This window comes from Pseudomonas sp. PHC1, from assembly GCF_046487845.1.
GTDB classification, from domain to species: Bacteria; Pseudomonadota; Gammaproteobacteria; order Pseudomonadales; family Pseudomonadaceae; genus Aquipseudomonas; species Aquipseudomonas sputi.
This window is the reverse complement of the sequence record NZ_JBJXHJ010000005.1, coordinates 230,629-256,891: the sequence shown is the minus strand read 5'-3', so window position 1 is coordinate 256,891 and position 26,263 is coordinate 230,629. Positions and strand designations below refer to the sequence as shown.

The window sequence follows — 26,263 nt, the reverse complement described above, 5'->3', positions numbered from 1 at the left end:
ACCCAAAATAAACCAGCCGACAAAACTGCCGGCTCGCGCCCGTGTTTCAAGGGTGGAACCTCAGCTCAACGCCTTGCGATTGAAGTCGCGCAGGCGGAAACCGAGCAGCAGCAACATGCCGAAATAAGCGACGACACCAGCAATTACCAATGCGCCCAGGCGCAGGAAACGCTCAAGCATGTGGCCCTGATCCCACGCGGGCATGAAATGCATGCCGATCAACAGCACCGCCGACATCACCGCCACCGCGACCAACAGCTTGAAACCGAACTTCAGCCAGCCAGGCTGCGGTTGATACATCTGCTGCTTGCGCAGTTGATAGAACAGCAATCCGGCGTTCAGGCAAGCACCGGCGCTGATCGCCAGTGCCAGACCGGCGTGCGCCAGCGGGCCGATCAACACCAGGTTGAACAGCTGAGTAACCACCAGAGTGAAAATTGCAATTTTTACTGGAGTACGGATGTTCTGTTGCGCATAAAAGCCCGGCGCCAGCACTTTGATCACGATAATGCCGAGCAGACCGACAGAATAGGCAATCAACGCCCGCTGGGTCATCTCCGCGTCAAACCCGCTGAACTGACCGTACTGGAACAGCGAAACCGTCAGAGGCTCAGCCAGAATCCCCAGCGCCAGCGCGCACGGCAGCACCAGCACGAAGCACAGGCGCAGGCCCCAGTCGAGAATCCGTGAATATTCGTGTCGATCCTTGCTGGCGTAGGTCTTGGCCAGCGTCGGCAGCAGGATCGTACCCAGCGCGACGCCGAGCACACCGGACGGCAGCTCCATCAAACGGTCGGCGTAGTACATCCACGACACCGAGCCCGCCACCAGGAACGAGGCGAAAATAGTGTTGATGATCAGGGAAATCTGGCTGACCGAGACGCCGATGATCGCCGGCAGCATCTGCTTCATGACTCGCCAGACACCGGTATCGCGCAGATTCAGGCGCGGCAGCACCAGCATGCCGATCTTCTTCAGGTGTGGCAGTTGATAGAGCAACTGGGCGAGGCCACCGACCAGCACCGCCCAACCGAGGGCCATGACCGGCGGATCGAAGTACGGCGTCAGGAACAGCGAAAACACGATCATGCTGACGTTGAGCAGGGTCGGCACGAACGCCGGAACCGAGAAACGGTTCCAGGTATTGAGGATTGCTCCCGCCAGCGAAGACAGAGAGATCAGCAATATATAAGGAAAGGTCACTCGCAGCAGGTCGGAGGTCAGCTGGAATTTTTCCGGCGTATCGGTGAAACCCGGCGCCGTGGCCCAGATCACCCAGGGCGCGGCAATCATGCCCAGCGCGGTGACCAGTGCCAGCACCAGCGTCAGCAGACCGGAAACGTAGGCAATAAAGGTGCGGGTCGCCTCTTCTCCCTTCTGGCTTTTATATTCGGCCAGGATCGGCACAAAAGCCTGGGAAAACGCGCCCTCGGCAAAAATCCTGCGCAGCAGGTTGGGCAGCTTGAAGGCGATGAAGAAGGCGTCGGTTGCCATTCCGGCGCCGAAGATACGGGCAATGAGCGTGTCGCGAACAAACCCGAGAATCCGGGAAAGCATCGTGATAGAGCTGACGGCGGCCAACGATTTGAGCAGATTCATTGAAGGAATGTGTGCCTGTCGATAAACAGCAGGCGAATAACGCGCCCACTTGTGCGATACTCCGCGCCGCAACAGCACAGAGCCAAAGCTCGCGAGTTTACAGGTCACACGCCGGAAAGAAATATCCCGTCGCACCACACCTACCACTTAGCGGAACGTTTCAAGCGCCCTTGACAAGACTTCAACTCATCGGCATGATTCGCGGCCTATTTTGTTTGCTATTTCCTAAAAAGTCTTTCGAGGAGCTCGACGGTGGCCAACTCACCTTCCGCCAAAAAACGTGCAAAACAGGCTGAGAAGCGTCGCAGCCACAACGCCAGCCTGCGTTCCATGGTTCGTACCTACATCAAGAATGTAGTTAAAGCCATCGACGCAAAAGACGCTGAAAAAGCTCAAGCTGCATACGTTCTGGCTGTGCCAGTTATCGACCGCATGGCCGATAAAGGCATCATCCACAAGAACAAGGCTGCTCGTCATAAGAGCCGTCTGAATGGCCACGTCAAGGCACTGAAAGAAGCTGCCTAAGCGACGTAGTCATTAAAAAACCGACCTCAGGGTCGGTTTTTTATTGCCTGCGATTTGCTGAACTCAGGGCAAAAACAGAGGAGCCAGCCGGCTCCCCTTCTTACACGCGATCAATGAGCCGATGCCCAAGGCAGAATCGGAATCGCCGTCACCGCATTCTGCGGACTGCCTTCGATCAGGCGATCACTGTAGACCAGATACACCAGCGTATTGCGCTTCTTGTCCAGGAAGCGCACCACCTGCATGGTCTTGAACACCAGCGAAGTGCGCTCCTTGAACACCTCTTCACCATCCTTCAACTCGCCCTTGAAGTTAATCGACCCAACCTGACGGCAAGCAATGGACGCCTCGGCACGATCCTCCGCCAGACCCAGCCCACCCTTCACACCACCGGTCTTGGCGCGCGACAGATAGCAGGTCACACCCTCGACCTTCGGATCATCGAATGCCTCGACCACGATCCGGTCGTTCGGCCCGACAAACTTGAACACCGTCGACACCTGGCCGATCTCCTCGGCCGAGGCCAGCAATGGCAACGCCATCAACAAGCCCAACAATCCTTTTGCCATGCGCATCGCGTTTTTCCTTACACCAGAATCAGATTGTCACGGTGAACCAGTTCCGGCTCAGCCATGTAACCCAGCAAACCGACAATCGCATCCGACGACTGACCGATGATTTTTTGTGCTTCCAGCGCGCTGTAGTTAGCCAGGCCACGGGCAATCTCACGACCGTCCGGTGCCACGCACACCACCATTTCGCCACGACGGAAACTGCCCTGAACCAGTTTGACGCCGACCGGCAGCAGGCTTTTGTTGCCCTGGGACAACGCAGAAACCGCGCCATCATCCAGCACCAGCGTGCCACGGGTTTGCAGATGCCCGGCCAGCCACTGCTTGCGCGCCGCGAGCATGCCGCGCTCAGGCGACAGCAACGTACCAATCCGCTCACCCGCCTTCAGACGATCAAGCACGCGCTCCAGACGCCCACCGACAATGATGGTGTGCGCCCCGGAACGCGCCGCCAGACGCGCCGCGCGCAACTTGGTCTGCATGCCGCCACGCCCCAGCGCACCGCCGGTGCCGCCCGCCACTGCATCCAGTGTCGGATCATCGGCGCGCGCTTCGTAAATCAGCTGCGCGCCAGGGTTATTGCGCGGATCGGCATCGAACATGCCGTCGCGATCCGTCAGGATCACCAGCAGATCGGCCTCGACCAGGTTGGCCACCAGCGCCGCGAGCGTGTCATTGTCGCCGAAGCGGATTTCGTCAGTGACGACGGTGTCGTTCTCGTTGATCACCGGGATAACTTTCAGTTCGACCAGCGCACGCAAGGTGCTGCGAGCGTTCAGGTAGCGCTTGCGGTCGGACAGGTCGTCATGGGTCAGGAGAATCTGCGCAGTGTGCCGACCATGCTCGGCAAAGCTCGACTCCCAGGCTTGCACCAGGCCCATCTGACCGATTGCAGCGGCAGCCTGAAGCTCATGCATCGCACTGGGTCGCGCGGTCCAGCCCAGGCGACTCATGCCCGCCGCCACTGCCCCGGAGGACACCAGCACCAGCTCGACGCCAGCCTCATGCAAAGCCACCATCTGCTCGACCCAGACACTCATTGCCGCGCGATCCAGCCCCTTGCCATCCGCCGTCAGCAAAGCGCTGCCGATCTTCACGACCCAACGCTGCGCACCTGTCACCTTGCTCCGCATCATCTTCAACCTTAGCTTGAGGGCAGCGCGACCTGGCACCGCCCGTGACGTTATTCGTGGTTCTTCGCGACCAACAATCGATTTCCAGATACTAAAACGCCGCTCGATTGAGCGGCGCTTAAGTTTACTGCAACGAATCAGTCACGCACGTAAATGATTTCCGGACCGTCTTCGTCATCCACGTCTTCCTCGTCCCAGTCATCGTCACCGATGTCGTGAACCGACTTCACACCACTGCGACGCAGGGCACGCTTGTCATCCAGCGCCTGCAACTGCGCACGAGCTTCGTCTTCGATGCGCTGATCGAGATCGGCCAGTTCTTCCTTGTAGGCCGGATCATTGGCCAGGCGATCGGCACGATCTTCCAGATAACGCATGATGTCGCGCGTCAGGCGCTCGGTGCCTTCTTTAGCGATGGCCGAGATCACGTAGACCGGACCAGTCCACTCCAGACGATCAACGATTTCCTTGACCCGCGCCTCGTGCTCCTCCTCGAGGATCTGGTCGCACTTGTTCAGCACCAGCCAGCGATCACGCTCGGCCAGCGACGGGCTGAACTTGATCAGCTCGTTGACGATCACCTCAGCGGCGTCCGGCGCGCTGCTTTCATCCAGCGGCGCCATGTCGACGAGGTGCAGCAGCAGGCGAGTACGCGCCAGGTGCTTGAGGAAACGAATACCCAGACCGGCACCGTCGGAAGCACCTTCGATCAGACCCGGAATGTCGGCGATGACGAAGCTTTTCCAGCGATCGACGCTGACCACACCCAGGTTCGGCACCAGGGTGGTGAACGGGTAATCGGCAACTTTCGGCTTGGCAGCCGACACCGAACGGATAAAGGTACTTTTACCGGCGTTCGGCAGGCCCAGCAGACCGACGTCGGCCAGCACTTTCATTTCCAGCTTCAGGTCGCGCTGCTCGCCCGGCTTGCCCGGCGTGGTCTGGCGCGGCGCACGGTTGGTACTGGATTTGAAACGGGTATTGCCCAGACCGTGCCAGCCGCCCTGCACCACCATCAGTTTCTGACCGGCCTTGGTCAGGTCGCCGATGACTTCCTGGGTGGCAGAGTCAATCACGGTGGTGCCAACCGGCACGCGCAGGATCAGGTCTTCACCCTTCTTGCCAGTGCAGTCGGTGCTGCCGCCGTTGGAACCACGCTCGGCATCGAAGTGCCGGGTGTAACGGTAGTCCACCAGGGTGTTGAGGTTTTCGTCGGCCATCATGTAGATGGAACCGCCATCACCGCCATCACCACCGTTCGGGCCGCCGTTTTCAATGAATTTTTCGCGACGAAAACTCATGCAGCCATTGCCGCCGTCGCCAGCCTTTACGCGGATCGATACTTCATCAACAAACTTCATAACCAACGCCTCTCGCCGTACGGACGAGCCGAAAAACAATCAAGACATAAGACTCTTGCAAAAATGAGCGCAGCGACCCCAATCCACGACCTGCATCGCACGCCGGCAGCCCATACAAACAGCTTTGCAAGAGACTCACCCCACAAACGAAAAAGCCCCGTCGCAAGACAGGGCTTCTCCAGCACTCTCGCAGTTAGGCTGCGACAACGCTCACGTAACGACGACCGAAGGCGCCTTTTACTTCAAACTTGATCACGCCTTCGATTTTCGCGAAGAGGGTGTGATCCTTACCCATGCCAACGCCGTAGCCAGCGTGGAATTGGGTGCCGCGCTGACGCACGATGATGTTGCCGGCCTTGATGACCTGGCCGCCATACATCTTCACGCCAAGGCGCTTGGCTTCTGAGTCGCGACCGTTACGGGTACTACCACCAGCTTTTTTGTGTGCCATGAGTTCAATTCTCCTAGTGAGGAATTAGGCTGTAATTAAGCCTGAATACCGGTGATTTTGATCTCGGTGAACCACTGGCGGTGGCCCATACGCTTCATGTGGTGCTTACGGCGACGGAACTTGATGATGCGGACTTTATCGTGACGACCTTGGGAGATCACTTCAGCCTTGACGGTTGCGCCAGCAACAACAGGTGCGCCGATGTTCACGTCGTCGCCGTTGGCGACCAACAGAACGCGGTCAAAAGTCACGGATTCGCCAGTGGCGACTTCCAGTTTTTCGATCTTCAGGTATTCACCTTCAGCGACCTTGTATTGCTTACCGCCGGTAACGATTACTGCGTACATGGTATTTCTCCGATAATCCTGCTCACCCAGCTCTTTATAAGAAGAGGTATTGGCTGGCATGGCTGCATGGGGCTGGAACGGCCCAAGTGCAATTGCGTAAGGCAGGTGCTGCCCAGGAAGTTCAGGGTGCGCGATTGTACGCAAGCCTTCGAAGTCATGCAAGGGGCCGTCCATCGCGCCTTGACAGGCCCGGACGTGGGTCCTAGCATGCCGCGCAACCCTTCTGGAGCACCTGTCGCTGATGCAACCCCAAGCTTTCTACCGCGCGGTGGCGGACGATTTTAGCGCCGTCGACGGCATCATCAAGAAGCAGCTGACTTCCCGAGTGCCGCTGGTATCGAAAATCGGCGATTACATCACGTCCGCCGGCGGTAAACGCCTGCGTCCTTTATTGGTGCTGCTGTGTGGCAAGGCTCTGGGTCGCGAAGGCGACGACATGCGCTTGCTGGCCGCCACCATCGAGTTCCTGCACACCGCCACCCTGCTGCATGACGACGTGGTCGACATGTCCGGCATGCGCCGCGGCCGTTCGACCGCCAACGCCATGTGGGGCAACGCCCCGAGCGTACTGGTCGGCGACTTCCTGTACTCGCGCTCGTTCGAGATGATGGTCGAACTGGGCTCGATGCCAGTGATGAAGATCCTGTCCCAGGCCACGCGCATCATCGCCGAAGGCGAAGTGCTGCAGCTGTCCAAGGTCCGCGACGCCAGCACCACCGAAGAAACCTACATGGAAGTCATCCGCGGCAAGACCGCGATGCTGTTCGAGGCTTCGACCCACAGCGCCGCGGCGCTGGCCGGTGCCACCGCCGAGCAGAGCGAAGCCCTGCGCACCTTTGGCGATCACCTGGGTGTGGCGTTCCAGCTGGTCGACGACCTGCTCGACTACAAGGGCGACGCCGAAACCCTGGGCAAGAACGTCGGTGACGATCTGGCCGAAGGCAAGCCGACCCTGCCGCTGATCTACACCATGCGCGAAGGCACGCCAGAGCAGGCCGCACTGGTACGCCAGGCGATCCAGAAAGGCGGGATCGAAGACCTGGAAAGCATCCGCATCGCCGTGGAAGCCTCCGGTTCGCTGGAATACACCGCGCAACTGGCCCGCGATTACGTGGCCCGTGCGATCAAGTGCCTTGACGCGCTGCCTGCCAGCGAATACCGCGATGCACTGGTCGAGCTGAGCGAGTTCGCGGTCGCTCGCACGCACTGATCAGCATCGCGTCATCAAAAACCGCAGCCTCCGTGGAGCCTGCGGTTTTTTGTTGCCTGCCATCAACGGCCAAAACCCTATACAATGTGCGACTTTTAGCGATCCCCTCTCCAAGGAGCCTTAGTGAGCACGTTGCCACCCTGCCCGAAATGCAATTCCGAATACACCTACGAAGACGGCACCCAACTGGTGTGCCCCGAGTGCGCCCACGAGTGGTCTGCCGGCGGTGAAGCCGAAGTGACAGCCGATGATGCCGTGAAAAAAGATTCGGTCGGTAACGTCCTGCAGGACGGCGACACCATCACCGTGATCAAGGACCTGAAGGTCAAGGGCACCTCGCTGGTGGTCAAGGTCGGTACCAAGGTCAAGAACATCCGCCTGTGCGATGGCGATCACGACATCGACTGCAAGATCGACGGCATCGGCCCGATGAAACTCAAATCCGAGTTCGTCAGAAAAGTCTGAGTCTGCTGTCTTCCATCCCGCGTCTGCCGTGGGATGGAGCCTCCCCCTCTCCCGCAATCCCCAGCCAATCCACGCGATAGCCAAACGCCAGCCGTTTTGACCTTACGCAATCTTTACCCGCAAAAAATCACAAACCGCCAATAGGCGCTTGCTATTTGACGAATAAGAATTATTCTCATTGAAACCCTTTCAATGGAGATGAGAACCATGACTTATTTGATCGACGCCTGGCTGGATCGCCCGCACCCGTACCTCAGGATCCTGCATCGGGAAACCGGTGAAGTCTGCGCCGTACTGGAAGAAGAAGCCCTGCACGAGTTGCAGGATCAAGGGGATCTGGACGTCAGCGGCCTGAGTTCCAGCGAGCCCTTGGTGCTCAAGGAGCTGGTGCGCAATCTGTTCCTGTTCTGCTATGCCCGAGCCTTGCGCCCGACCAGTGAACTGCACAACAAGATCGAAGTATGAGAAAGACTGAGAGACCCTGCACAAGCCACGCTTGTGCAGGGTAACGGGATTACAGAACGTCGAGCAGCTCGACGTCGAACACCAGAACACTGTGCGGCGGGATGCTGCCAACGCCTTGAGCGCCGTAGGCCAGTTCGCTCGGCACGTACAGACGCCATTTGCTGCCGGCATTCATCAGTTGCAGGGCTTCGGTCCAGCCAGCGATAACGCCACCCACCGGGAATTCAGCCGGCTGGCCACGCTCGTAGGAGCTGTCGAACACAGTGCCGTCGATCAGCGTGCCATGGTAGTGAGTACGCACGGTGTCCTCACGGGATGGCTTGGCGCCTTCACCTTGAGTCAGCACTTCGAATTGCAGACCGGATGCCAGCGTGGTGATGCCTTCTTTCTTGGCGTTTTCCGCCAGGAATGCCCGGCCTTCGCCAGCGGCGGCTTCGGCTTTGGCAGCGGCTTCGGCCTGCATGATCTCGCGGATCACCTTGAAGCTGGCGGACATGGCGTCCTGGCTTACACGGCTTTCCTTACCGGCGAATGCGTCGGTCAGACCGGCCAGGATGGCGTCCAGGCTGACACCCGGTGGCGGGTTGTCGCGCAGCTGGTCACCCAGCTGACGGCCGATACCGTAGCTGACGCGGGTTTCGTCGGTGGACAGATTTACTTCGGACATGACACTGCTCCGCTGTGCGGACGGCCTCGGAACACGCCGTGCGTACACAGCGCGTCCCGGCGCGCCCGGAACCAAAAGGGCGAGCAGACTAGCACAGATGTTCCGGCAATGATCAGGCCCCGGGGCCTACAGTGCGGATCGCCAGGCCAGCGGCACCTTCAGGCTTTCTTCGGCACTGGCGCCAAGACCGCACATTTCATCGTGCACCGAGGTGTGCACCAGGTTGAACGGCAGCACCGGCAAGTTATGCAGCAGATCACGGGCATGCTCGACCGAGCGCAGCATCAGCAGGTTCCCCTGCGGATCGCTCAGCGGATACGCCGCGCCATGCATCCGGGCCTCAAGCAGATAGATCCCGCCTTCCATGGAGATCAGGTTCAGTTCGTCGACCTTTCTGGCGACGGCAAACGCATTCAGCTCTTGCAGGTTCATGAACGCACCTCACGCGGTGGCAAGCCTTGAGACCTACAGGGATATGCCTCGGCCGGACAAAGTACAAGCCACAAATGACACCGCCCGTCTGTTTCGCAACAGACGGGCGGTTTTGTTACAGCAATCGACAGCTCATCAGTGCTTGGTGAGCTTGTCCAGATACCCCATGGCGAACGCAGAGATCACGAAAGTCATGTGGATGATCACGTACCACATCAGGTGCTCGGGATCGACGTTCTTGGCGTCCATGAAGATCCGCAGCAGGTGGATCGAGGAGATCGCCACGATCGACGCCGCCACTTTCATCTTCAGCGACGAAGAGTCCATGGTGCCCAGCCAGCTGAGTTTCTCCTTGCCTTCATCGATGTTCAGCTCGGACACGAAGTTCTCGTAGCCGGAAATCATCACCATCACCAGCAAGCCACCGACCAGCGCCATGTCGATCAGCGACAGCAGCACCAGAATCAGCTCGGACTCGGCCATGGAGAAGACGTTGGGAATGACATGAAACACTTCCTGGAAGAATTTCAATGCCAGCGCCAGCAGCCCCAGGGACAGCCCGATGTAGATCGGCGCCAGCAGCCAGCGCGTGGCGTACATTGCATTTTCGATAAAGCGTTCCATTGACTCTCACACAAGAAGGGTTGAAATCGGCGGCGAGTATACCAGCCGCCCATGACAGCCAGAAACCGCCCGGAAATCCGCCACCTGCGTGTGTGTGTCAAAGTTTTTCTGCTAGTGTCCAAACCATTGACAGCCCAGCGACAGTGCACAGGACGACTGGAAATGGATGTGCGATTGCCGATAACGACTGCCGGAATTTGCCTCGCCCTGTTGCTCGGCGGGTGTTCGCCCGGCGATGAAAAACCCGCCGTCAGTCTCGAAGAAAAGACGGCGCAGTTCGAGCAATCACTGGACGCCATTACCGACCCGAAACTCAAGGACGCCGTGACCGAACTCGGCGGTTCGCTGCTGTTGCTCGAACGCGCGCAACAGAAGCTCGACAACAAACCGCCCCGGACCGAATACGGCGAAGACGCCCTCGGCGTACTCCGGCATTACCCGACACCTCAGGCGCTGGTCGACACCTTCATCAACGGCCTGTTTGTGCTGCACAAGGATTCCAGCTCCGATTACCTCACCGATCTGCAACCGGTGTTCCCCTTCAATCTCAACATCCCCGGCGGCTTTCTGTTCCCCCATGGCATGGAGTGGCACTCGGTTACCCTGAGCAACAAACGGGTGATTGCCTACCAGCCGGAATGGTCGGAAACCGATCCGGGCATTCAACTGAGTCCTTCCAGTTCCAACGTCACCAACCCCGATGACCTGACCGTCACTTACCCGTTCATCGAGGGCTTGAATGTCGACAAGAAGAACCTGCCGCGCCCGGTCAGCCTGCAAGGCCAGGTGGAAGTCATCGCACCGAAACGCCTGCACAGTTTCAACCTGGATAAAAAGGACGTCGGCCAGACGCGCTCCGACGGCAACCTCAGCGTGACCCTGCTGAAGCTGGACAAGCATTACGCCGAACTCGAGTTCAGCAACCAGTTGCCCCTCGCTCCGGAAGTCGCCAACACCCGGCTCAATCCGTTGATCGTCCAGGCCCGCGATTCGACGGGCCGGTTTCTGGTGCGCGCCGGCGCCATCAACGAAAATCCCGAGCAGGTGGCCTTCTATCAAAAGCAGCTGGCCTACCTGCAACAGCAAAAAGCCTGGAGCGAGGCACTGGAAAAAAAGCTGGACGATGAACAACAGGCCTTTGAACAGCAGCATCCGCGCCACTACACCAAGGTGTACTTCAACGGCCCGATCGACACCCTTGAAGTCAGCCTGCTGGATTTTTCCGAAGTGACCGTCACCCGCAAGGCGCTGGACTTGCCGGTGCGCGAATTCAATCCGCACACCACGGAAAAAACCGTGCAGCCGCTCGACCTGCCGATCACCGTCTACGATGACCAGGCACGCGACTGGCTCAAGGGCGCGTCCCTGACTGAAGAACAGCTCAAAAGCGGCGTTCATATCCGCCAGTCGGTTGAAGAGCCGAGCGCCGCACGCATCGAATTCGACCACCGCAGAACCTTCAATGATGAAATGCTCGGCGACGACTTCAGCCCCGGCGAAAGCCCGGTGACGTTCTTCACTGAAAAACACGACGGCAAACTCGACGAGCCGATCGAACTGCCGCCTGAGGCGTATCAGGTCGATCCGCTACAGGCGATCATCACCTACGACCTGAACCTGTTCCCGGAAACCCCGGCGATTGCCGTCGGCTCGATGCCGTTGTTCCTGGCCACGGTGGACAAACAGGCCTATGAAGCCAAGGCCCTGCCAAAAGGTCTGGACATCAGAAACAACGCGCTCGTGGTGGACTTGAAGCGATTCCCCGCCAACGAATGGCGATTCTTCGTCAAGGACGACAGCGGCAATTACCTGAAGCGAATCCTGTCGGTCAGCCACGATGCGAGCACAGAAGGGCCGGCGTTATTCGGCGTGCATTATTTCTACGGCCATCCGACGCACGTGGAAACCTACCAGCGAACCGACCTCGCCACCGTGCAATACGGCTTTGAGGTCAAACTCGACAAGCCGCAGACCCAGGGCGCTGCGCCCTGATCGGCACTGGTGATCGACGCTAATGGTCGAAAGTGCCGATACTGCGTCCGCGTCCACCGTTGATCTGCCGCAACTGCGCCTGCAGATGCAACGACCAGATCTGTGGGTCATTGGCCAGCTCATAGCCGTGCATCGTCAGGCTTTCGACAATGGTGTCGAGAATCGACTCGGCGGCGATCGGCCCGTGAAACGGGCCCTGGGCCTTGATGGCGGAAGGTTGTTCACCGGCCATGCCGGCGGCGAAGAGCAACGTCCACATGCCGTTATCGCCGGCCAACGGCTTGATGGCGCATTCGATACGGGTCACAAGACCCAGGCATTGACGGGTGAGGCAGAGGTTGCGCGACATGGCGGCGACCCTCGGTAAAGCCGGTGTTCAGCCCTTGCTGAAGAGCTGTTTCGATCCAGTGATACTGTCGATGTCCTTGAGCAGAGAATAGAAGAAAAGTCCGGTGCGCAAGCCGCACAGAACCAGAAGGCGCCGAATGGTCATTGTGTGAATATTGACGCCAGAGTGATGGCACTTTTGCCGACGTTCGCGACAAAACAAAATGGGAGCACAAGGCTCCCACTTTTTTAACGGCCGCCTGACTTACGCCGGTTTGGCCTCGGCCAGCGCCTCCTGCGCCAGTTCCTTCTCGGCTTCTTTCAAGTCTTCTTCGCTGATCATCTCGGCAATCACCCGCAGGCGCTCCACCACCCGCGCATTGACGCTGCCTTCCGGGAATTCGCCCTGTTCGTTCGGCTCACCGGCCGGCTCGCCCACCAGCAGACTCAACGCTTCGTCGGCCTGACGCACCGCGTAAACGTGGAACTGCCCGGCCCGCACCGCCGCCAGCACTTTTTCATCAAGCATCAGCGTGGCAACGTTGGCCTGCGGGATGATCGCGCCCTGCTCGCCCGTCAGCCCGCGTGCTTCGCAGAGACGGAAGAAGCCTTCGATCTTCTCGTTGACCCCGCCCACCGCCTGCACTTCACCGAACTGGTTGATCGAGCCGGTGATCGCGAAGCACTGCTTGAGCGGGGTTTTCGACAACGCCGAGATCAGCGTGCACGCCTCGCCCAGCGACGCACTGTCGCCATCGACGTAGCCGTAGGACTGCTCCAGCGCAATGCTCGCGGAAATCGCCAGCGGAAATTCCTGGGCGTAACGGCTGCCCAGATACCCGGTAAGGATCATCACGCCCTTGGAGTGGATCGGCTGACCGAGGTTGACCTCGCGCTCGATGTCGACGATGCCGCTGCCGCCCGGGTACACCGTGGCGGAAATCCGCGCCGGCACACCAAACGCCGAGTCGCCGACTTCCAGCACGGTCAGGCCATTGCACTTGCCGACCGCCGCGCCGTCGGTGTCGATCAGGATGATCCCCGCCAGCATGTCGTCGAGAATCCGCGCCGATACCCGACCGGTGCGGGTGGCCTTGGCCTTCAGGGCACGCTCGATGTGGCCGGCGTCGGTCATTTCATCGTTGGCCAGCTGCCGGATGAAATCCGCCTCGCTGACCAGCTGGAACAAATCGCCGATTCGTGCCGACAAACGCCCCTGATGTTCGGCCAGACGCGCGCTGTAGGTCGCCAGACGCGCCACCGCGTCGGCGGTCAGCGGCGCCATGCCTTCTTCCGAAGTGCGGGTTTTCAGCAACTGGGCGAACTGCTCCAGGCTCTCGTCGCCCATCGGGATGTCTTCGTCGAAGTCCACCAGAACGCGGAACATCTCCTGAAAGTCCGGATCGAGGTCCTGCAGCGTGTAATACAGCTGACGCGCACCGATGATGATCACTTTGACCTGCAGCGGAATGTGCTGTGGGTTGAGCGTCATGGTGGCGAAACGGCCCATCTCGCCCAGCGGCGATTCCATCTTCAGCTTGCGCGATTGCAGGGCGCGCTTGAGCGCATCCCATACGAACGGCTCGCCGAGCATTTTTTCCGCTTCGAGAATCAGGAAACCGCCGTTTGCGCGGTGCAGTGCACCCGGGCGCAACTGGCGATAGGTGGTGTAGAGCGCGCCCTGATCGGTGGTGTACTCGATACGGCCGAACAGGTTTTCGTAGGTCGGATGCGGCTCGAACACCACCGGCGCACCGCCGCTGGCCGGATGACCGACCACTAGGCTCGGGGCGTACTGTTCTTCCAGCAGCTTGCGCGCGACGGCGTCGGTCTTGCTGTCATCGACCAGTTGCTCGACCACGGTTTTCAGCAGATAGACCTGCATCGCTTGCAGGTAACCACAGACGGCCGCGTTTTCCGCGTACTCTTCCGACAGCGGTGCGAGCAATGGCTGCAAGGCCAGGGTGATGGTTTCTTCGTTGAGCTGACGCAGTTGGTTGCTCGATTCGCGCTTCCATTGCGGCAGGCTCGCCAATTCTTCGTTCAGGCGTTCTTCGAGACCGGAGATATCGTCGTGAAAGCGTTCGCGCTCGGCTTCAGGCAACTGGGCAAACTCGGCTTCATCCAGCGCCTTGCCTTCGAGCATCGGGGTGAAGGCGATGTTGCTGCTGTCGCGATACAGGGCGACGTCTTTTTCCAGGGCCAGACGTTCGATGACATCCAGAGCCTTGTCGTAGCGCTGGTTGAAGGCGCGGTCGATGGCGCTCTTCTTCTGCTGGTAGGACGGGTGTTCGAACACCGCAGGAAAGGTCGCCAGCAGGTTGTCGATCAGGCCGTTGATGTCGCCGATGAAAGCACCGGCCGTGCCCGACGGCAATTCCAGGGCGCGGGGCTCGCGCGGTTCATCGAAATTGTTGACGTAGACCCAGTCCGCCGGGGTCTGCAGGCGTTTGCCTTCGGCCTTCAGGTAGCGTTTGACGAACGAGAACCGGCCGGTGCCGGGCTCGCCCATGACGAATACGTTGTAACCGGGGCGTGGCATGGCCACACCGAACTGCAAGGCTTCGACCGCACGTTCCTGGCCAAGCACACCGCGAAAGGGCTCCAGATCATTGGTGGTAGTGAAGCTGAACTGTTCAGCGGAAAACGGACGGGTCAGCGCTTCGGGCGCTAGACGCAAGCTGGCAGCAACAGGATCAGGCATCGGGCTTCCTTAACAATCAGGCGGGGCAGATAGCGGCATTCTGGCGCTGCCCGAGCCCCACTGGCAAGGCGCGCCACACCACAAAGCATAGACAACCGCCCTGCTCGCGGCCCCACCCCCTGAAACCGGGGTTTATTCCAAATATTGTGCAAAAACTCACGGAACCCTCGGAACGTGCCTAAACTCCAAACTGCGCGGCTGGAACGAATACCGGCCCACTGGCTTCGTTTGGCTCTGAACGTAAGCTCGCCGAGCGGCGATCAGGCAAGGCGAAAACAGGCGAGGAAGCGGAGTGTAGGGGCCTACATGAGCATTCCGAGCCTGTTTTCAACGCAGCATGATCGTCGCGCAGGCAGCTTACGTTTAGAGCCGGCCAGAACCCTGTCCATTGGTATGCACATAAAGAGAACAAAGCTATGAAACGGATTCTTCTCGGTACTCTCTTCACCGCTGTATCGATCAACGCAATGGCGCAAGCTCCAGGCGGTCCGGATTGCGGTTGGGGCAACATGCTGTTCGAAGGTCAGCGTGGCACCCCGGCGCACTTCCTGGCCTCCACCACCAACGGCACCTCCGGTAACGCCACGTTCGGCATGACGTCCGGCACCAACGGTTGCTCCACCAACGCTTCGCTGACCTATGGCGGCAAATCCTGGTTTGCCATGAATGGCATGATGAACGAGCTGTCCGAAGACATGGCAAAAGGCAACGGCGAAGCGCTGACGACCTATGCCGTGGTATTGGGCGTGGCGCCGGAAGATCGTGCGCACTTCGCCGCCGTCACTCACGAGCACTTCCAGCAGATCTTCAGCAAGGCGGACGTGACCGCCGAAGACGTGCATACCAACACCCTGGCCGTTCTGAAGGCAGACCCACGTCTGGCCAAGTACGCGACTCAGGCTTAAGCTCGACTCACCCGCTTCTTTCGGGAAGCGGGTTTTATTTTTTCGGCCCGCCCTTCCTGGGCTTTGTTTCTTTTCGACTTAAGTTGCCATTTATGCTCAAACGCCTTGCCTGGCTGGCGCTGTGTGTCTGCGCCCCGCTGTCCGCCGCGCCCCACATCGACCCTCAACGTTTGCAGCAACTGGCCAACGACCGCTTCTGGATTTCCCTCGGTCATTACGAAACTGCCAAGCTCGGTGGCTGGCGCAGCTATGTCAGCGACAAAAAATTCTTCCTCGCCCCCGATGGCAACGAGCACCCCGACCACGAACTGGCCGCTACCGTCCAGGCGCTGTACGCCCCGGCGAGTCTCGGTGAACAACACGCCCAGTGCGTTTACCCGGCACGTACCCGTTGGCTGAAGGATCAGCTCAACCTGACTGACCTGCCGACGCCGGACTGCGCCGAATTCAAGAAGTGGTTCAAGGACGTCTCACCACACAGCGCAGTGATGATTTTCCCGGCGGCCTACCTCAACAGCCCGTCGTCGATGTTCGGCCACACCCTGCTGCGCATCGACCAGGCCGACGTGCAAAGCGACAAGACTTCGCTGCTCAGTTACGCGATCAACTTCGGCGCCTACATCGAAGGTTCTGACAACAGCATTCTTTACGCCTGGAAAGGCTTGATGGGTGGTTATCCGGGGCTGTTCGCGCTGGTGCCGTATCAGGAAAAACTCTCGGAATACCGCAGCCTGGAAAACCGCGACCTGTGGGAATACCGGCTCAACCTGACGCAAGCCGAAACCGCGCGGATGGTCGAGCACGTATGGGAGTTGAAGCAGATCCAGTTCGACTACTTCTTCTTCGATGAAAACTGCTCCTATCGCCTGCTCGAACTGTTGCAGGTCGCGCGCCCGAGCCTGCGTCTGACCGAGCAATTCCCGCTGACCGCCATCCCCACCGACACCGTCAAAGCAGTGAAGGAAGCCGGGCTGGTCGAGCACATCGAATACCGTCCGTCCCGCGAGCGCGAACTGCTCAGCCGTGCCGAACCCTTGAGCGGCGAAGAACAGGACTGGGTGCTGAAGGTCAGCGCCGATCAGCAGCAGCTTCAGGCCCCGGCCTTCAAGGCCCTGCCCCGGGATCGCCAAGCGCTGATCGTCGACGCGGCATATCGCCTGGAGCGCTACCGCGCCAACGGCCAGGAGCGTGATCCACAGCGTGCACAGCGCAGTTTCGAACTGCTGCGGGCGATCAACAAGAACCCGGCACCGGAGCTGCAAATCCCGCAGCCGGGCCTGCCCGAAGACGGCCATGAATCGCGCACCTGGCAGGCCGGTCTCGGCACCCGCGGTGACCGCGCGTTCGGCGAGTACGGCTTGCGCATGGCCTATCACGACCTCAACGACAACGCCGAGAGTTTCCCGCTCGGTGCGCAGATCGAAATCCTGCAGATGAAGTTGCGCCAGTACGAAGGCAATCACTGGCAATTCCAGCAGCTGGATCTGGCGACCATCCGCTCGCTGACCCCGCGCAATGCGCTGTTGCAGCCGCTGTCGTGGCAAGTCACCGGTGGTCTTGAACGTGTGCCGGGCAAGCATGACGACGAAACCCTGGTCAGCCATGTCAACGGTGGCGGTGGCGGAACCTGGGCGCTGGGTGACGATGTGCTGGGGTTTGCCCTCGGCACGGTGCGCGTTGAACACAACAATGATTTCGCCGAGTTCGTTTCCCCCGCAGGCGGTTTCAATACCGGCGTGTTGTGGAAAAACCCGTTGGGCAATCTCAGCCTGGAGGCCAAAGGCGATTACTTCTTCAATGGTGAAGTGCGCCGCAGCCTGAGTCTGAATCAGCAGTGGGAATTGTCGCGCAACCTCGGCCTGCGTCTGAGTGCCCAGCGCGAGTTCAGCCATCTGGCCACACCGCAGACCGAGGTGATGCTGGAAGTGAAGTGGTATCACTACTGAGGTTTTGATCTTTCTTTCACGCCCCATCGACGAATCCGCTTCTAGACTTTCCCTATCAGCCGTGTGACGGCGCGGGAGAGCGTGATGTGGCGGTGTGCGGTTTTTACGGGCGTGTTGCTGTTGCTGGGTGGCTGTCAGAGCACCCACGAAGACCTGATTGCCAAGGGTTATCCACCGGCGTTCGCCGACGGTTTCGATGACGGTTGCATCAGCGGTCGTCAGGCGGCCGGCTCAATCAGCGGCGAGTTTCGCAAGAACGTGCCGCGCTATCTCAAGGACAAGCAATACGCCGAAGGCTGGAGCGACGGCTTCCGCCAATGCCAGGCGATGCTGGAAAACAAGGATCGCGAACAGTACCGCAACGAGCACTGGGACGAACGCGAGCGCGCCTGGCAGCAGGAGAAGGATCAGGGCGCCGCGCGGGCTTATCGTTCGCAGTAGGTCGCTTCCAGACATCCAGCGAAACCTTTTGCCTGCGAACATGGCCCAACGGCTATAACAGGAGCCCACCATGAGTCGCGCTTTCGTCAACGAAGACAACGCCGCTGCGCAAGCCGATCAGCCGGTCGAACGGCAGGTCAGCACCCAGCCCAACTACGTCACGCCGCAAGGGCTTGCCCAGTTGCAGGCGAAAGTCGCCGAACTGCAAAGCCTGCACACCGAACAGTCGGCCAAGGGCGAACAGGCCGACAAACAACGACTGGCCGATCTCGAACGGGATTTGCGTTATTTCAATCAACGGGTCGCCAGCGCCCAGGTCGCGCCCGCCCCGACGTCGAACGACAAGGTGCAGATCGGCAGTTGGGTAACCTACGCCGATGAACACGACACCGAGCGCCGGGTGCAACTGGTCGGCGAAGATCAGGCCGATGCCGCCAACGGCCTGATCAACTGGGCCTCACCGCTGGGCCGTGCGCTGCTTGGCGCGCGGCTCAACGACGAAGTGCTGTGGCAGCGTCCGGCCGGCGATCAACTGATTGAAGTGATCCGCATAGAACGTTCTTAAACAACGCCTTGGGCGAGCATCGCGTCGGCAACCTTGACGAAGCCGGCGATGTTCGCGCCTTTGACGTAGTTGATCCGGCCGTTTTCCTCTCCGTAATGCACGCAGGCGTGGTGGATCGACTGCATGATCCCGTGCAGTTTGCTGTCCACTTCACCGCTCGTCCACAACAGGCGCATGGCGTTCTGCGACATCTCCAGACCGCTGACCGCCACGCCGCCGGCATTCGAGGCCTTGCCCGGCGCAAACAGAATCCCGGCCTCGATAAAGATATCCACCGCCTCGAGGGTGGTCGGCATATTCGCGCCCTCGGCCACGCAGATGCAGCCGTTGCGCAGCAAGGTGCGGGCGGCTTCGGCGTCGAGTTCGTTCTGGGTGGCGCACGGCAGCGCGATGTCGCACGGCAACGACCATGGCAATTGACCGGCGCGAAACTCCAGGCCGAACGTCGCCGCCAATTCGCGGATCCGTCCGCGCTTGACGTTTTTCAGTTCAAGCAGCGCCAGCCACTGCTCTTCGCTCAGGCCTGCCTCGCAATACAGCGTGCCTTCGGAGTCAGACAGGGAAATCACCTTGCCGCCCAGGTCCATCACTTTGCGAGCGGCGTATTGCGCAACGTTGCCGGAACCGGAGATCGCCACGCGTTTGCCTTCGACGGTCTGCTCACGGCGCTTGAGCATTTCCTCGGCAAAATAAACGCAACCGAAACCGGTGGCTTCCGGGCGGATCAGGCTGCCGCCGTAGGTCACGCCCTTGCCGGTCAGCACGCTGGTGAACTGGTTGCTCAGGCGCTTGTACTGGCCGAACAGGAAACCGATCTCCCGCGCGCCGACACCGATATCACCGGCCGGCACGTCCACATCGGCACCGATGTGCCGGTACAACTCGCTCATGAATGCCTGGCAGAAACGCATGACTTCAGCGTCGCTCCTGCCCTTCGGATCGAAGTCCGAACCGCCCTTGCCGCCGCCCATGGGCAGGGAGGTCAGGGAGTTCTTGAAGGTCTGTTCGAAGGCGAGGAATTTCAGCACGCCCATATTCACCGAAGGATGGAAGCGCAAACCGCCCTTGTATGGGCCGATGGCGCTGTTCATCTGGATGCGGAAACCGCGATTGACCTGAACCTTGCCCTGATCGTCGACCCACGACACCCGGAACACCACCGCCCGCTCCGGCTCGCAGATGCGCTCCAGAATCCCCGAGGTCAGATAGTGCGGATTGGCTTCGAGAAACGGCCACAGGCTGCGCAGGACTTCTTCGACGGCCTGGTGGAATTCGGGTTGATCCGGATCGCGTTTTTTCAGACGGGCGAGGAAGGATTCGACGGATTCGATCATGGGAAAAGGCTCGGCAAATTTGTTGTCGTTGGAGGAGATTGAGCCGGACTGTAACAAACGACCTGTACACAGCAACAGACAAAAATGTCGCATTTATGAAAACAAATAGTACACACGCTATAAATCAGCCCGAATTGCAGGCAAAAAAAGCGGAACCCGAAGGCTCCGCTTTTTCATGCCACCACCCGTAATCAGGCCAGTTTCTTGTGGCGTACCCGGTGTGGCTGGGCCGCTGCTTCGCCGAGGCGCTTTTTGCGATCGGCTTCGTACTCGGTGTAGTTGCCTTCGAAGAATACCGCTTGCGAGTCGTCTTCGTACGCCAGGATGTGGGTCGCGACACGGTCAAGGAACCACCGATCGTGAGAGATCACAATGGCGGCGCCCGGGAAGTCCAGCAGGGCTTCTTCCAGGGAACGCAGGGTTTCAACGTCGAGGTCGTTGGACGGTTCGTCGAGCAGCAGGACGTTGCCGCCCTCCTTCAGGGTCAGCGCCAGGTGCAGACGACCGCGCTCACCACCGGACAGGTCCTTGACGAACTTCTGCTGATCGCCGCCCTTGAAGTTGAAGCGACCGACGTAGGTGCGCGACGGGATCTCGTAGTTGCCGATGCGGATCTGGTCGGAACCGTCGGAGATCTGCTGGAACACGGTCTTGCTGCCGTCCAGGTCTTCACGGCTCTGATCCACGCAGGCCAGTTGCACGGTTTCGCCGATCTCGATGCTGCCGGAGTCCGGGGTTTCCTTGCCCATCAGCATGCGGAACAGGGTCGACTTACCGGCACCGTTACCGCCGATCACGCCGACGATGGCGCCTTTGGGCATGGAGAACGACAGGTTGTCGATCAGCACGCGATCGCCGTAGCCCTTGGTGACGTTCTTGAATTCGATGACCTTGTCGCCCAGGCGCGGACCGGCCGGGATGTAGATCTCGTTGGTTTCCGAACGCTTCTGGAACTCCTGCGACTGCATTTCTTCGAAGCGTTGCAGACGAGCCTTGGATTTCGACTGGCGGGCCTTGGCGCCTTTGCGCACCCACTCCAGTTCTTCCTTCATGGCTTTTTCGTGGGCCGATTGCTGCTTGGATTCCTGGGCCAGACGATCGGACTTGGCTTCCAGCCAGCCCGAATAGTTGCCCTCGTAAGGAATGCCCGCGCCGCGGTCGAGTTCCAGAATCCAGCCGGCGACGTTGTCCAGGAAGTAACGGTCGTGCGTGATCGCTACCACAGTGCCCGGGAAGTCATGCAGGAAGTGTTCGAGCCAGGCAACGGAGTCGGCGTCCAGGTGGTTGGTCGGTTCGTCGAGCAACAGCATGTCCGGGGCGGACAGCAGCAGACGGCACAGGGCCACACGGCGTTTTTCACCACCGGACAGGTGTTCGACCCTGGCGTCCCAGGCCGGCAGACGCAGCGCATCGGCGGCGACTTCCAGCTGGCGCTCCAGGTTGTGGCCGTCGCTGGCCTGCAGGATCGCTTCGAGCTTGGCCTGTTCGGCGGCCAGCTTGTCGAAGTCGGCATCCGGGTCGGCGTAGGCAGCGTAGACCTCGTCCAGACGCGCCTGGGCATCCTTGATCACGCTGACCGCTTCCTCGACCACTTCACGCACGGTCTTGGTCGGATCCAGTTGCGGCTCTTGCGGCAGATAACCGATGTTCAGGTCCGGCATCGGACGCGCTTCGCCTTCGAACTCGGTGTCGACGCCGGCCATGATTTTCAGCAGCGTGGATTTACCCGAACCGTTGAGGCCGAGCACGCCGATCTTGGCGCCAGGGAAGAAAGACAGAGAAATGTTTTTCAGGATTTCCCGCTTCGGCGGAACAACTTTGCCCAGCCGATGCATGGTGAAGACGTATTGAGCCATGGAGAACCTTGGGTCAGTGACTGATGAATGATTGGGACACAGGCGATGCCCGGCCAGACCGTGCGCGTCGTTCACTGGAAGATATCAATGCGTGCGCGCGGAAAGTCTAGGAGCTGGAACGCTCCCGCGTAACCGGCAAAGCTACCTTAATGACGGAAGGCAGTCCAGCCGAGTGGGGCTGGCACTTCGCCACGACTCAAGGCATGCTAGCCGCCCCTTGGGCGTCCGGCTTATAGTGCACGTCGCGCCAGTCCAGCCAGACCGCAGGATTACAGCTTGTCCAATGTCACTCCGCCCGCTTCTGTGAGCAGCACCCAACCGGCGCCCGGCTCGTCCCTGCGCGGAACCTTGAAAGGCGCACTGGCGACGCTGGTGCTGATGCTGCTGGCGCTGCTGTTCTGGCAACTGCTCGATCAACTGCGCGAAACCCAGAAAAACCAGCGCCAATACACCATTGACTACACCGCCGACCTCGCCGCGCAGGTCAGTCTGAACATGGCGTTGAACGCGCAGATCGCCCTCAATCTGCTACCGATCGTCGAACAACCCCAGTCAGCCGACGAACAGCAGGCGCTGCTGCGCAAACTTCAGAAATCACTGCCCGACCTGCGCAGCCTGGCCCTGCTCAGCCCGTCCGGAAAAATCCTCAGCGACAGCGCCGCTGACAGCCACGACGCCGATTACCTCAGCGATCTGGTGCGCCGCAGTCGTGCTCAGGCGCATTACTTCAGCAACGCCGACGACGGCTCGGTGGTGCATCTGCTGCTGCATCAGGCCAGTGGCAGCACTCGCGGATACTGGGCACTGCGGCTGACACCCACCTTCTTCAGTGCACTGACCAAACAGGGCGAAACCGGTATCCGTCCTCTATGGCTGGTGGAAAATCGCATCAACCATCAGATCATCAGTCGCGACGAAGCGATGCCCATCGGCAGCACCAGCGTCCTGACCCCGGACGATCTGGCCAACAGTGTGCTGACCGTGCCGCTGAGCAGCAGCGACTGGCAACTGCGAGGCCTGTTCGACCGCCAGCATGTGCTGGAACAACTGCTGCCGGCGTTCATCGGCAAATGCCTGTTGGGCTTGGCGCTTTCGCTGCTGCCGTTCATCGCGCTGCTCAACATGCGCCGCCGTCAGCGTCAGGTACATGAAGGGCGTCGGCGTTATCAGGATATTTTCGAAGGCACCGGCGTGGCGTTGTGTGTGCTGGATCTTTCGGGGCTCAAGCAGATTTTCGAGAGAGCCCAGATCCAGACCAGCGATCAGCTCAAGGCCTGGCTCGATCAACCCGCGCAGCGCCAGCAATTGCTCCACGAACTGCGGGTCACCGAGGTCAACCAGGTCGCGCTGCAACTGCTCAACGTCAATTCCTGCGACCACGCCTGGCAACTGTTGATCGACGGTCAGCCGCACAGTCAGTGCGCCATCGGCAACCAGGTACTCGACGCCGTGCTCCAGCAGCAAAAGCAGCTGGAACTGGAAATCAAACTGCCGGACATCAATGGCCGCGACCAGCACCTGTGGCTGGTGCTGCGCCTGCCCCAGGAGCAACACGACTACAAGGCCGTGATCCTGAGCATCAACGACATCACCAGCCGCAAGCTGATCGAACTGTCGCTGCTGGAGCGCGAAGGCTTCTGGTCGGACGTGGTGCGTACCGTGCCGGATCATCTGTATGTGCAGGACGTGATCAGCCAGCGGATGATTTTCAGCAACCACCACCTCGGCCAGACGCTGGGTTACAACCGCACCGAGCTGCATCAGATGGGCGAATATTTCTGGGAAATCCTCCTGCACCCGGAAGACGCCGACTATTACCACCGCTCGCGGCAGATGCAGCGTCACGCCGGTTACAGCCAGTTGCTGCAATGCCAGCTGCGCTTCCGTCATCGCGACGGCAAGTGGCGGCGCTTTGACATTCGCGAACAGGCGCTGGCCCGGGACAAGCACGATCAGGTCACCCGGATCATCGGCGTGGCCAAGGACATCACCGAGCAGATCGAAGCCAGCGAATCCCTGCGCGACAGCGAGCAGCGCTACCGGATGCTCGCCGAAAGCATCAGCGACGTGATTTTCTCCACCGACAGCCAGCTGTCGCTGAACTACGTCAGCCCCTCGGTGCAGGCCGTGCTGGGCTATGACGCCGAATGGATTTTCCAGAACGGCTGGCAATCGACCATCGCCAACCCGCAGCAACTGAGCGGCATCTATCACCTGATGGATCGCGTCAGCAAAGCCCTGGGCAAACCCGAGCAACTGGTGATTTTGCGCAGCCAGGTGCAGACCCAGATGTTCCTGTTCGACTGCCTGCGCGCCGACGGCCGCAAGATCCCGATCGAACTGCGTCTGGTGCTGGTGTGGGACGAACATGGCGCCTTTGAAGGGGTGCTCGGAGTCGGTCGCGACATCAGCCAGCAGCGCCGCGCCGAAAAAGACCTGCGCATGGCGGCCACGGTATTCGAGCACTCGACCTCGGCGATTCTGATCACCGACCCGGCCGGTTATATCGTCCAGGCCAACGAGGCGTTCAGCCGGGTCAGCGGCTATGCAGTGAGCGAAGTGCTCGACCAGTTGCCGAACATGCTGACCGTCGACGAACAGCAGGACGCTCACCTGCGCTACGTGCTCAAGCAGTTGCACCAGCACAGCACCTGGGAAGGCGAAGTCTGGCTCAAGCGCCGCAACGGCGAGCACTACCCGGCGTGGGTCGGCATCACCGCCGTGCTCGATGACGAGGGCGACCTGGCCAGTTACGTCTGCTTCTTCAGCGACATCAGCGAGCGCAAGGCCAGCGAGCAGCGGATTCACCGCCTGGCCTACTACGACGCCCTGACCCATCTGCCAAACCGCACGCTGTTCCAGGATCGCCTGCACACCGCGCTGCAATCGGCCGAACGACAGAAGTCGTGGGTGGTGCTGATGTTCCTCGATCTCGACCGTTTCAAACCGATCAACGACTCCCTCGGCCACGCCGCCGGCGACCGCATGCTCAAGGACATGGCCACGCGCCTGCTGGCCTGCGTCGACGATGACGACACCGTGGCGCGGATGGGCGGCGACGAATTCACCCTGCTGCTGCAACACCGCTCCAGCCGCGAAATGGCACTGAACCGCGCGATCCACGTGGCCGAGCAGATTCTGGGCAGCCTGGTGCGACCGTTCGTGCTGGAGGGTCGTGAGTTCTTCGTCACCGCCAGTATCGGGATCGCTCTGAGCCCGCAGGACGGCAATGAACTCAGCCAGTTGATGAAAAACGCCGACACCGCGATGTACCACGCCAAGGAGCGCGGCAAGAACAACTTCCAGTTCTACCAGGCCGACATGAACGCCAGTGCGCTGGAACGTCTGGAACTGGAAAGCGACCTGCGCCACGCCCTGGAGCAGAACGAATTCGTGCTGTATTACCAACCGCAGTTCAGTGGCGACGGCAAACGCCTGACCGGCACCGAAGCCCTGCTGCGCTGGCGTCATCCCCGTCGCGGATTGGTCCCACCGGGGGATTTCATCCCGGTGCTCGAGGAGCTCGGGCTGGTGGTGGACGTCGGCGACTGGGTGATCAGCGAGGCCTGTCGTCAGCTCAAGACCTGGCACCAGAACCGCGTGCGCGTACCGAAAGTCTCGGTGAACATCTCGGCGCGGCAGTTCTCCGACGGCCAGCTCGGCACGCGGATCGCCACGATCCTGCGCGAGACCGGCCTGCCGCCGGCGTGCCTGGAGCTGGAGCTGACGGAAAGCATTCTGATGCGCGAAGTCAGCGAGGCGATGCAAATCCTTGCCGGTCTGAAGAACCTTGGCCTGAGCATTGCGGTCGACGACTTCGGCACCGGTTACTCGTCACTGAACTACCTCAAGCAATTCCCGATCGACGTGCTGAAAATCGACCGCACCTTCGTCGACGGCCTGCCGTCCGGTGAGCAGGACGCCCAGATCGCCCGGGCAATCATCGCCATGGCCCACAGCCTGAATCTGGCGGTCATCGCCGAGGGCGTGGAAACCCATGAGCAACTGGACTTCCTGCGCGAGCATGGCTGCGACGAGGTTCAGGGCTATCTGTTCGGACGGCCGATGCCGGCGGGACGGTTCGAGGCGCAGTTCAGCAATGATGCGCTGTTCATGTTCGACTGAAGACCGGCGGCGCGATCTTCGCGAGCAAGCTCGCCCCCAAAGGGATTGATATCGATCACAAAATCGAGGGCCGGCCTCGGTTATTGTGCGAACCGGCTGGTCAGCGAAAAGGCCGGCACGGACGCCACATATCTGGTCATGAACGCCACTTGTCTGCGACATGATGTCGTTTCATATGCCATCCAAAACCCGTTGGGTTAGAATGCCCCCCTTTTCT

Annotated in this window: 23 protein-coding genes; 10 read left to right on the top strand and 13 right to left on the bottom strand. The window is 60.2% G+C overall.

The features are described 5' to 3' along the window. Positions 1–60: 60 nt before the first annotated feature. A complete protein-coding gene (gene murJ / locus ACKJSM_RS10040) occupies positions 61–1,599 on the bottom strand; it encodes a murein biosynthesis integral membrane protein MurJ (protein ID WP_236182028.1) in 1,539 nt (512 codons plus the stop codon). A 252-nt stretch (positions 1,600–1,851) separates the two neighbouring features. Between murJ and rpsT the strand changes: the two genes are divergently transcribed. Next, complete coding sequence (gene rpsT, locus ACKJSM_RS10035) at positions 1,852–2,124, top strand: 30S ribosomal protein S20 (protein ID WP_003228351.1); 273 nt, start codon at positions 1,852–1,854, stop codon at positions 2,122–2,124. A 110-nt stretch (positions 2,125–2,234) separates the two neighbouring features. On the opposite strand, the gene ACKJSM_RS10030 is transcribed toward rpsT, so the two are convergent. The 5 genes from ACKJSM_RS10030 to rplU form a co-directional block, all read right to left on the bottom strand. Beyond that, entirely contained in the window at positions 2,235–2,699 is a 465-nt protein-coding gene (locus ACKJSM_RS10030; RefSeq protein WP_410237336.1) for a CreA family protein, read from the bottom strand. An 11-nt stretch (positions 2,700–2,710) separates the two neighbouring features. Then, complete coding sequence (gene proB / locus ACKJSM_RS10025) at positions 2,711–3,829, bottom strand: glutamate 5-kinase (RefSeq protein ID WP_236182083.1); 1,119 nt, start codon at positions 3,827–3,829, stop codon at positions 2,711–2,713. Positions 3,830–3,966: 137 nt separating this feature from the next. Then, entirely contained in the window at positions 3,967–5,190 is a 1,224-nt protein-coding gene (gene cgtA, locus ACKJSM_RS10020) for an Obg family GTPase CgtA (protein WP_039771717.1), read from the bottom strand. Positions 5,191–5,383: 193 nt separating this feature from the next. Beyond that, positions 5,384–5,641, bottom strand: a complete 258-nt coding sequence (gene rpmA / locus ACKJSM_RS10015) for a 50S ribosomal protein L27 (RefSeq protein WP_003228360.1) — start codon at positions 5,639–5,641, stop codon at positions 5,384–5,386. Between the two features lie 35 nt (positions 5,642–5,676). Continuing rightward, positions 5,677–5,988 (bottom strand): 50S ribosomal protein L21, encoded by a 312-nt coding sequence (gene rplU, locus ACKJSM_RS10010; protein WP_003228361.1) that lies wholly within the window; start codon positions 5,986–5,988, stop codon positions 5,677–5,679. Positions 5,989–6,229: 241 nt separating this feature from the next. Between rplU and ACKJSM_RS10005 the strand changes: the two genes are divergently transcribed. From ACKJSM_RS10005 to ACKJSM_RS09995, 3 genes are all read left to right on the top strand, one after another. Further along, the gene (locus tag ACKJSM_RS10005) at positions 6,230–7,198 is read left to right on the top strand and encodes a polyprenyl synthetase family protein (RefSeq protein WP_007950962.1); all 969 of its coding nucleotides are present in this window, start codon (positions 6,230–6,232) and stop codon (positions 7,196–7,198) included. 123 nt (positions 7,199–7,321) lie between these two features. Then, the gene (locus ACKJSM_RS10000) at positions 7,322–7,663 is read left to right on the top strand and encodes a zinc ribbon domain-containing protein YjdM (RefSeq protein WP_236182027.1); all 342 of its coding nucleotides are present in this window, start codon (positions 7,322–7,324) and stop codon (positions 7,661–7,663) included. A 207-nt stretch (positions 7,664–7,870) separates the two neighbouring features. Then, a complete protein-coding gene (locus ACKJSM_RS09995; RefSeq protein WP_007950964.1) occupies positions 7,871–8,128 on the top strand; it encodes a hypothetical protein in 258 nt (85 codons plus the stop codon). Positions 8,129–8,177: 49 nt separating this feature from the next. On the opposite strand, the gene ACKJSM_RS09990 is transcribed toward ACKJSM_RS09995, so the two are convergent. From ACKJSM_RS09990 to ACKJSM_RS09980, 3 genes are all read right to left on the bottom strand, one after another. Beyond that, complete coding sequence (locus ACKJSM_RS09990) at positions 8,178–8,795, bottom strand: FKBP-type peptidyl-prolyl cis-trans isomerase (RefSeq protein WP_236182026.1); 618 nt, start codon at positions 8,793–8,795, stop codon at positions 8,178–8,180. A 126-nt stretch (positions 8,796–8,921) separates the two neighbouring features. Next, a complete protein-coding gene (locus tag ACKJSM_RS09985) occupies positions 8,922–9,227 on the bottom strand; it encodes a DUF6482 family protein (protein WP_410237335.1) in 306 nt (101 codons plus the stop codon). A gap of 135 nt (positions 9,228–9,362) precedes the next feature. Continuing rightward, positions 9,363–9,851, bottom strand: coding sequence for a TIGR00645 family protein (locus ACKJSM_RS09980; RefSeq protein ID WP_007950967.1), 489 nt, complete (start codon positions 9,849–9,851; stop codon positions 9,363–9,365). Between the two features lie 162 nt (positions 9,852–10,013). Between ACKJSM_RS09980 and ACKJSM_RS09975 the strand changes: the two genes are divergently transcribed. Next, positions 10,014–11,843 carry a hypothetical protein gene (locus ACKJSM_RS09975; RefSeq protein WP_410237334.1) on the top strand — a complete coding sequence of 610 codons (1,830 nt, stop codon included), beginning with the start codon at positions 10,014–10,016 and terminating at the stop codon, positions 11,841–11,843. Between the two features lie 19 nt (positions 11,844–11,862). On the opposite strand, the gene ACKJSM_RS09970 is transcribed toward ACKJSM_RS09975, so the two are convergent. Both ACKJSM_RS09970 and ACKJSM_RS09965 read right to left on the bottom strand, forming a co-directional pair. Continuing rightward, positions 11,863–12,192 carry a hypothetical protein gene (locus ACKJSM_RS09970; RefSeq protein WP_007950969.1) on the bottom strand — a complete coding sequence of 110 codons (330 nt, stop codon included), beginning with the start codon at positions 12,190–12,192 and terminating at the stop codon, positions 11,863–11,865. A gap of 243 nt (positions 12,193–12,435) precedes the next feature. Beyond that, a complete protein-coding gene (locus tag ACKJSM_RS09965; RefSeq protein WP_410237333.1) occupies positions 12,436–14,874 on the bottom strand; it encodes a Lon protease family protein in 2,439 nt (812 codons plus the stop codon). A 416-nt stretch (positions 14,875–15,290) separates the two neighbouring features. Between ACKJSM_RS09965 and ACKJSM_RS09960 the strand changes: the two genes are divergently transcribed. The 4 genes from ACKJSM_RS09960 to ACKJSM_RS09945 all read left to right on the top strand — a co-directional run bounded on the left by ACKJSM_RS09960 (position 15,291) and on the right by ACKJSM_RS09945 (position 18,731). Further along, entirely contained in the window at positions 15,291–15,779 is a 489-nt protein-coding gene (locus ACKJSM_RS09960) for a DUF3015 domain-containing protein (RefSeq protein ID WP_007950971.1), read from the top strand. Positions 15,780–15,871: 92 nt separating this feature from the next. Then, positions 15,872–17,725, top strand: coding sequence for a DUF4105 domain-containing protein (locus ACKJSM_RS09955; protein WP_339488185.1), 1,854 nt, complete (start codon positions 15,872–15,874; stop codon positions 17,723–17,725). Between the two features lie 84 nt (positions 17,726–17,809). Next, positions 17,810–18,166 carry a hypothetical protein gene (locus ACKJSM_RS09950; protein WP_339488188.1) on the top strand — a complete coding sequence of 119 codons (357 nt, stop codon included), beginning with the start codon at positions 17,810–17,812 and terminating at the stop codon, positions 18,164–18,166. A 70-nt stretch (positions 18,167–18,236) separates the two neighbouring features. Continuing rightward, positions 18,237–18,731, top strand: a complete 495-nt coding sequence (locus tag ACKJSM_RS09945) for a GreA/GreB family elongation factor (protein ID WP_410237332.1) — start codon at positions 18,237–18,239, stop codon at positions 18,729–18,731. On the opposite strand, the gene gdhA is transcribed toward ACKJSM_RS09945, so the two are convergent. Then, on the bottom strand, positions 18,728–20,065 hold the full coding sequence (gdhA, locus tag ACKJSM_RS09940) for an NADP-specific glutamate dehydrogenase (protein ID WP_410237331.1): 1,338 nt from the start codon (positions 20,063–20,065) through the stop codon (positions 18,728–18,730). The two genes, ACKJSM_RS09945 and gdhA, sit on opposite strands and share 4 nt — an antisense overlap. Before the next feature lie 191 nt (positions 20,066–20,256). After that, the gene (gene ettA, locus ACKJSM_RS09935; RefSeq protein WP_011336021.1) at positions 20,257–21,921 is read right to left on the bottom strand and encodes an energy-dependent translational throttle protein EttA; all 1,665 of its coding nucleotides are present in this window, start codon (positions 21,919–21,921) and stop codon (positions 20,257–20,259) included. A gap of 276 nt (positions 21,922–22,197) precedes the next feature. Here ettA and ACKJSM_RS09930 point away from each other — a divergent pair, with 276 nt between their 5' ends. Next, on the top strand, positions 22,198–26,046 hold the full coding sequence (locus ACKJSM_RS09930) for an EAL domain-containing protein (protein WP_236180418.1): 3,849 nt from the start codon (positions 22,198–22,200) through the stop codon (positions 26,044–26,046). The last annotated feature ends 217 nt before the right edge of the window (positions 26,047–26,263 follow it).

Excerpts from the sequence above, each read along its gene's own strand:
- ACKJSM_RS09975 (WP_410237334.1), top strand. The coding sequence starts at position 10,014 with ATGGATGTGCGATTGCCGATAACGACTGCCGGAATTTGCCTCGCCCTG.
- ACKJSM_RS09990 (WP_236182026.1), bottom strand. The coding sequence starts at position 8,795 with ATGTCCGAAGTAAATCTGTCCACCGACGAAACCCGCGTCAGCTACGGT.
- rpmA (WP_003228360.1), bottom strand. The coding sequence starts at position 5,641 with ATGGCACACAAAAAAGCTGGTGGTAGTACCCGTAACGGTCGCGACTCA.
- proB (WP_236182083.1), bottom strand. The coding sequence starts at position 3,829 with ATGCGGAGCAAGGTGACAGGTGCGCAGCGTTGGGTCGTGAAGATCGGC.
- ACKJSM_RS09995 (WP_007950964.1), top strand. The coding sequence starts at position 7,871 with ATGACTTATTTGATCGACGCCTGGCTGGATCGCCCGCACCCGTACCTC.
- ACKJSM_RS09985 (WP_410237335.1), bottom strand. The coding sequence starts at position 9,227 with ATGAACCTGCAAGAGCTGAATGCGTTTGCCGTCGCCAGAAAGGTCGAC.
- gdhA (WP_410237331.1), bottom strand. The coding sequence starts at position 20,065 with ATGATCGAATCCGTCGAATCCTTCCTCGCCCGTCTGAAAAAACGCGAT.
- murJ (WP_236182028.1), bottom strand. The coding sequence starts at position 1,599 with ATGAATCTGCTCAAATCGTTGGCCGCCGTCAGCTCTATCACGATGCTT.
- ACKJSM_RS10030 (WP_410237336.1), bottom strand. The coding sequence starts at position 2,699 with ATGCGCATGGCAAAAGGATTGTTGGGCTTGTTGATGGCGTTGCCATTG.
- ACKJSM_RS09945 (WP_410237332.1), top strand. The coding sequence starts at position 18,237 with ATGAGTCGCGCTTTCGTCAACGAAGACAACGCCGCTGCGCAAGCCGAT.
- ACKJSM_RS09965 (WP_410237333.1), bottom strand. The coding sequence starts at position 14,874 with ATGCCTGATCCTGTTGCTGCCAGCTTGCGTCTAGCGCCCGAAGCGCTG.
- ACKJSM_RS09980 (WP_007950967.1), bottom strand. The coding sequence starts at position 9,851 with ATGGAACGCTTTATCGAAAATGCAATGTACGCCACGCGCTGGCTGCTG.
- ACKJSM_RS09955 (WP_339488185.1), top strand. The coding sequence starts at position 15,872 with ATGCTCAAACGCCTTGCCTGGCTGGCGCTGTGTGTCTGCGCCCCGCTG.
- ettA (WP_011336021.1), bottom strand. The coding sequence starts at position 21,921 with ATGGCTCAATACGTCTTCACCATGCATCGGCTGGGCAAAGTTGTTCCG.
- rplU (WP_003228361.1), bottom strand. The coding sequence starts at position 5,988 with ATGTACGCAGTAATCGTTACCGGCGGTAAGCAATACAAGGTCGCTGAA.
- ACKJSM_RS10005 (WP_007950962.1), top strand. The coding sequence starts at position 6,230 with ATGCAACCCCAAGCTTTCTACCGCGCGGTGGCGGACGATTTTAGCGCC.
- ACKJSM_RS09960 (WP_007950971.1), top strand. The coding sequence starts at position 15,291 with ATGAAACGGATTCTTCTCGGTACTCTCTTCACCGCTGTATCGATCAAC.
- cgtA (WP_039771717.1), bottom strand. The coding sequence starts at position 5,190 with ATGAAGTTTGTTGATGAAGTATCGATCCGCGTAAAGGCTGGCGACGGC.
- ACKJSM_RS09970 (WP_007950969.1), bottom strand. The coding sequence starts at position 12,192 with ATGTCGCGCAACCTCTGCCTCACCCGTCAATGCCTGGGTCTTGTGACC.
- ACKJSM_RS09950 (WP_339488188.1), top strand. The coding sequence starts at position 17,810 with ATGTGGCGGTGTGCGGTTTTTACGGGCGTGTTGCTGTTGCTGGGTGGC.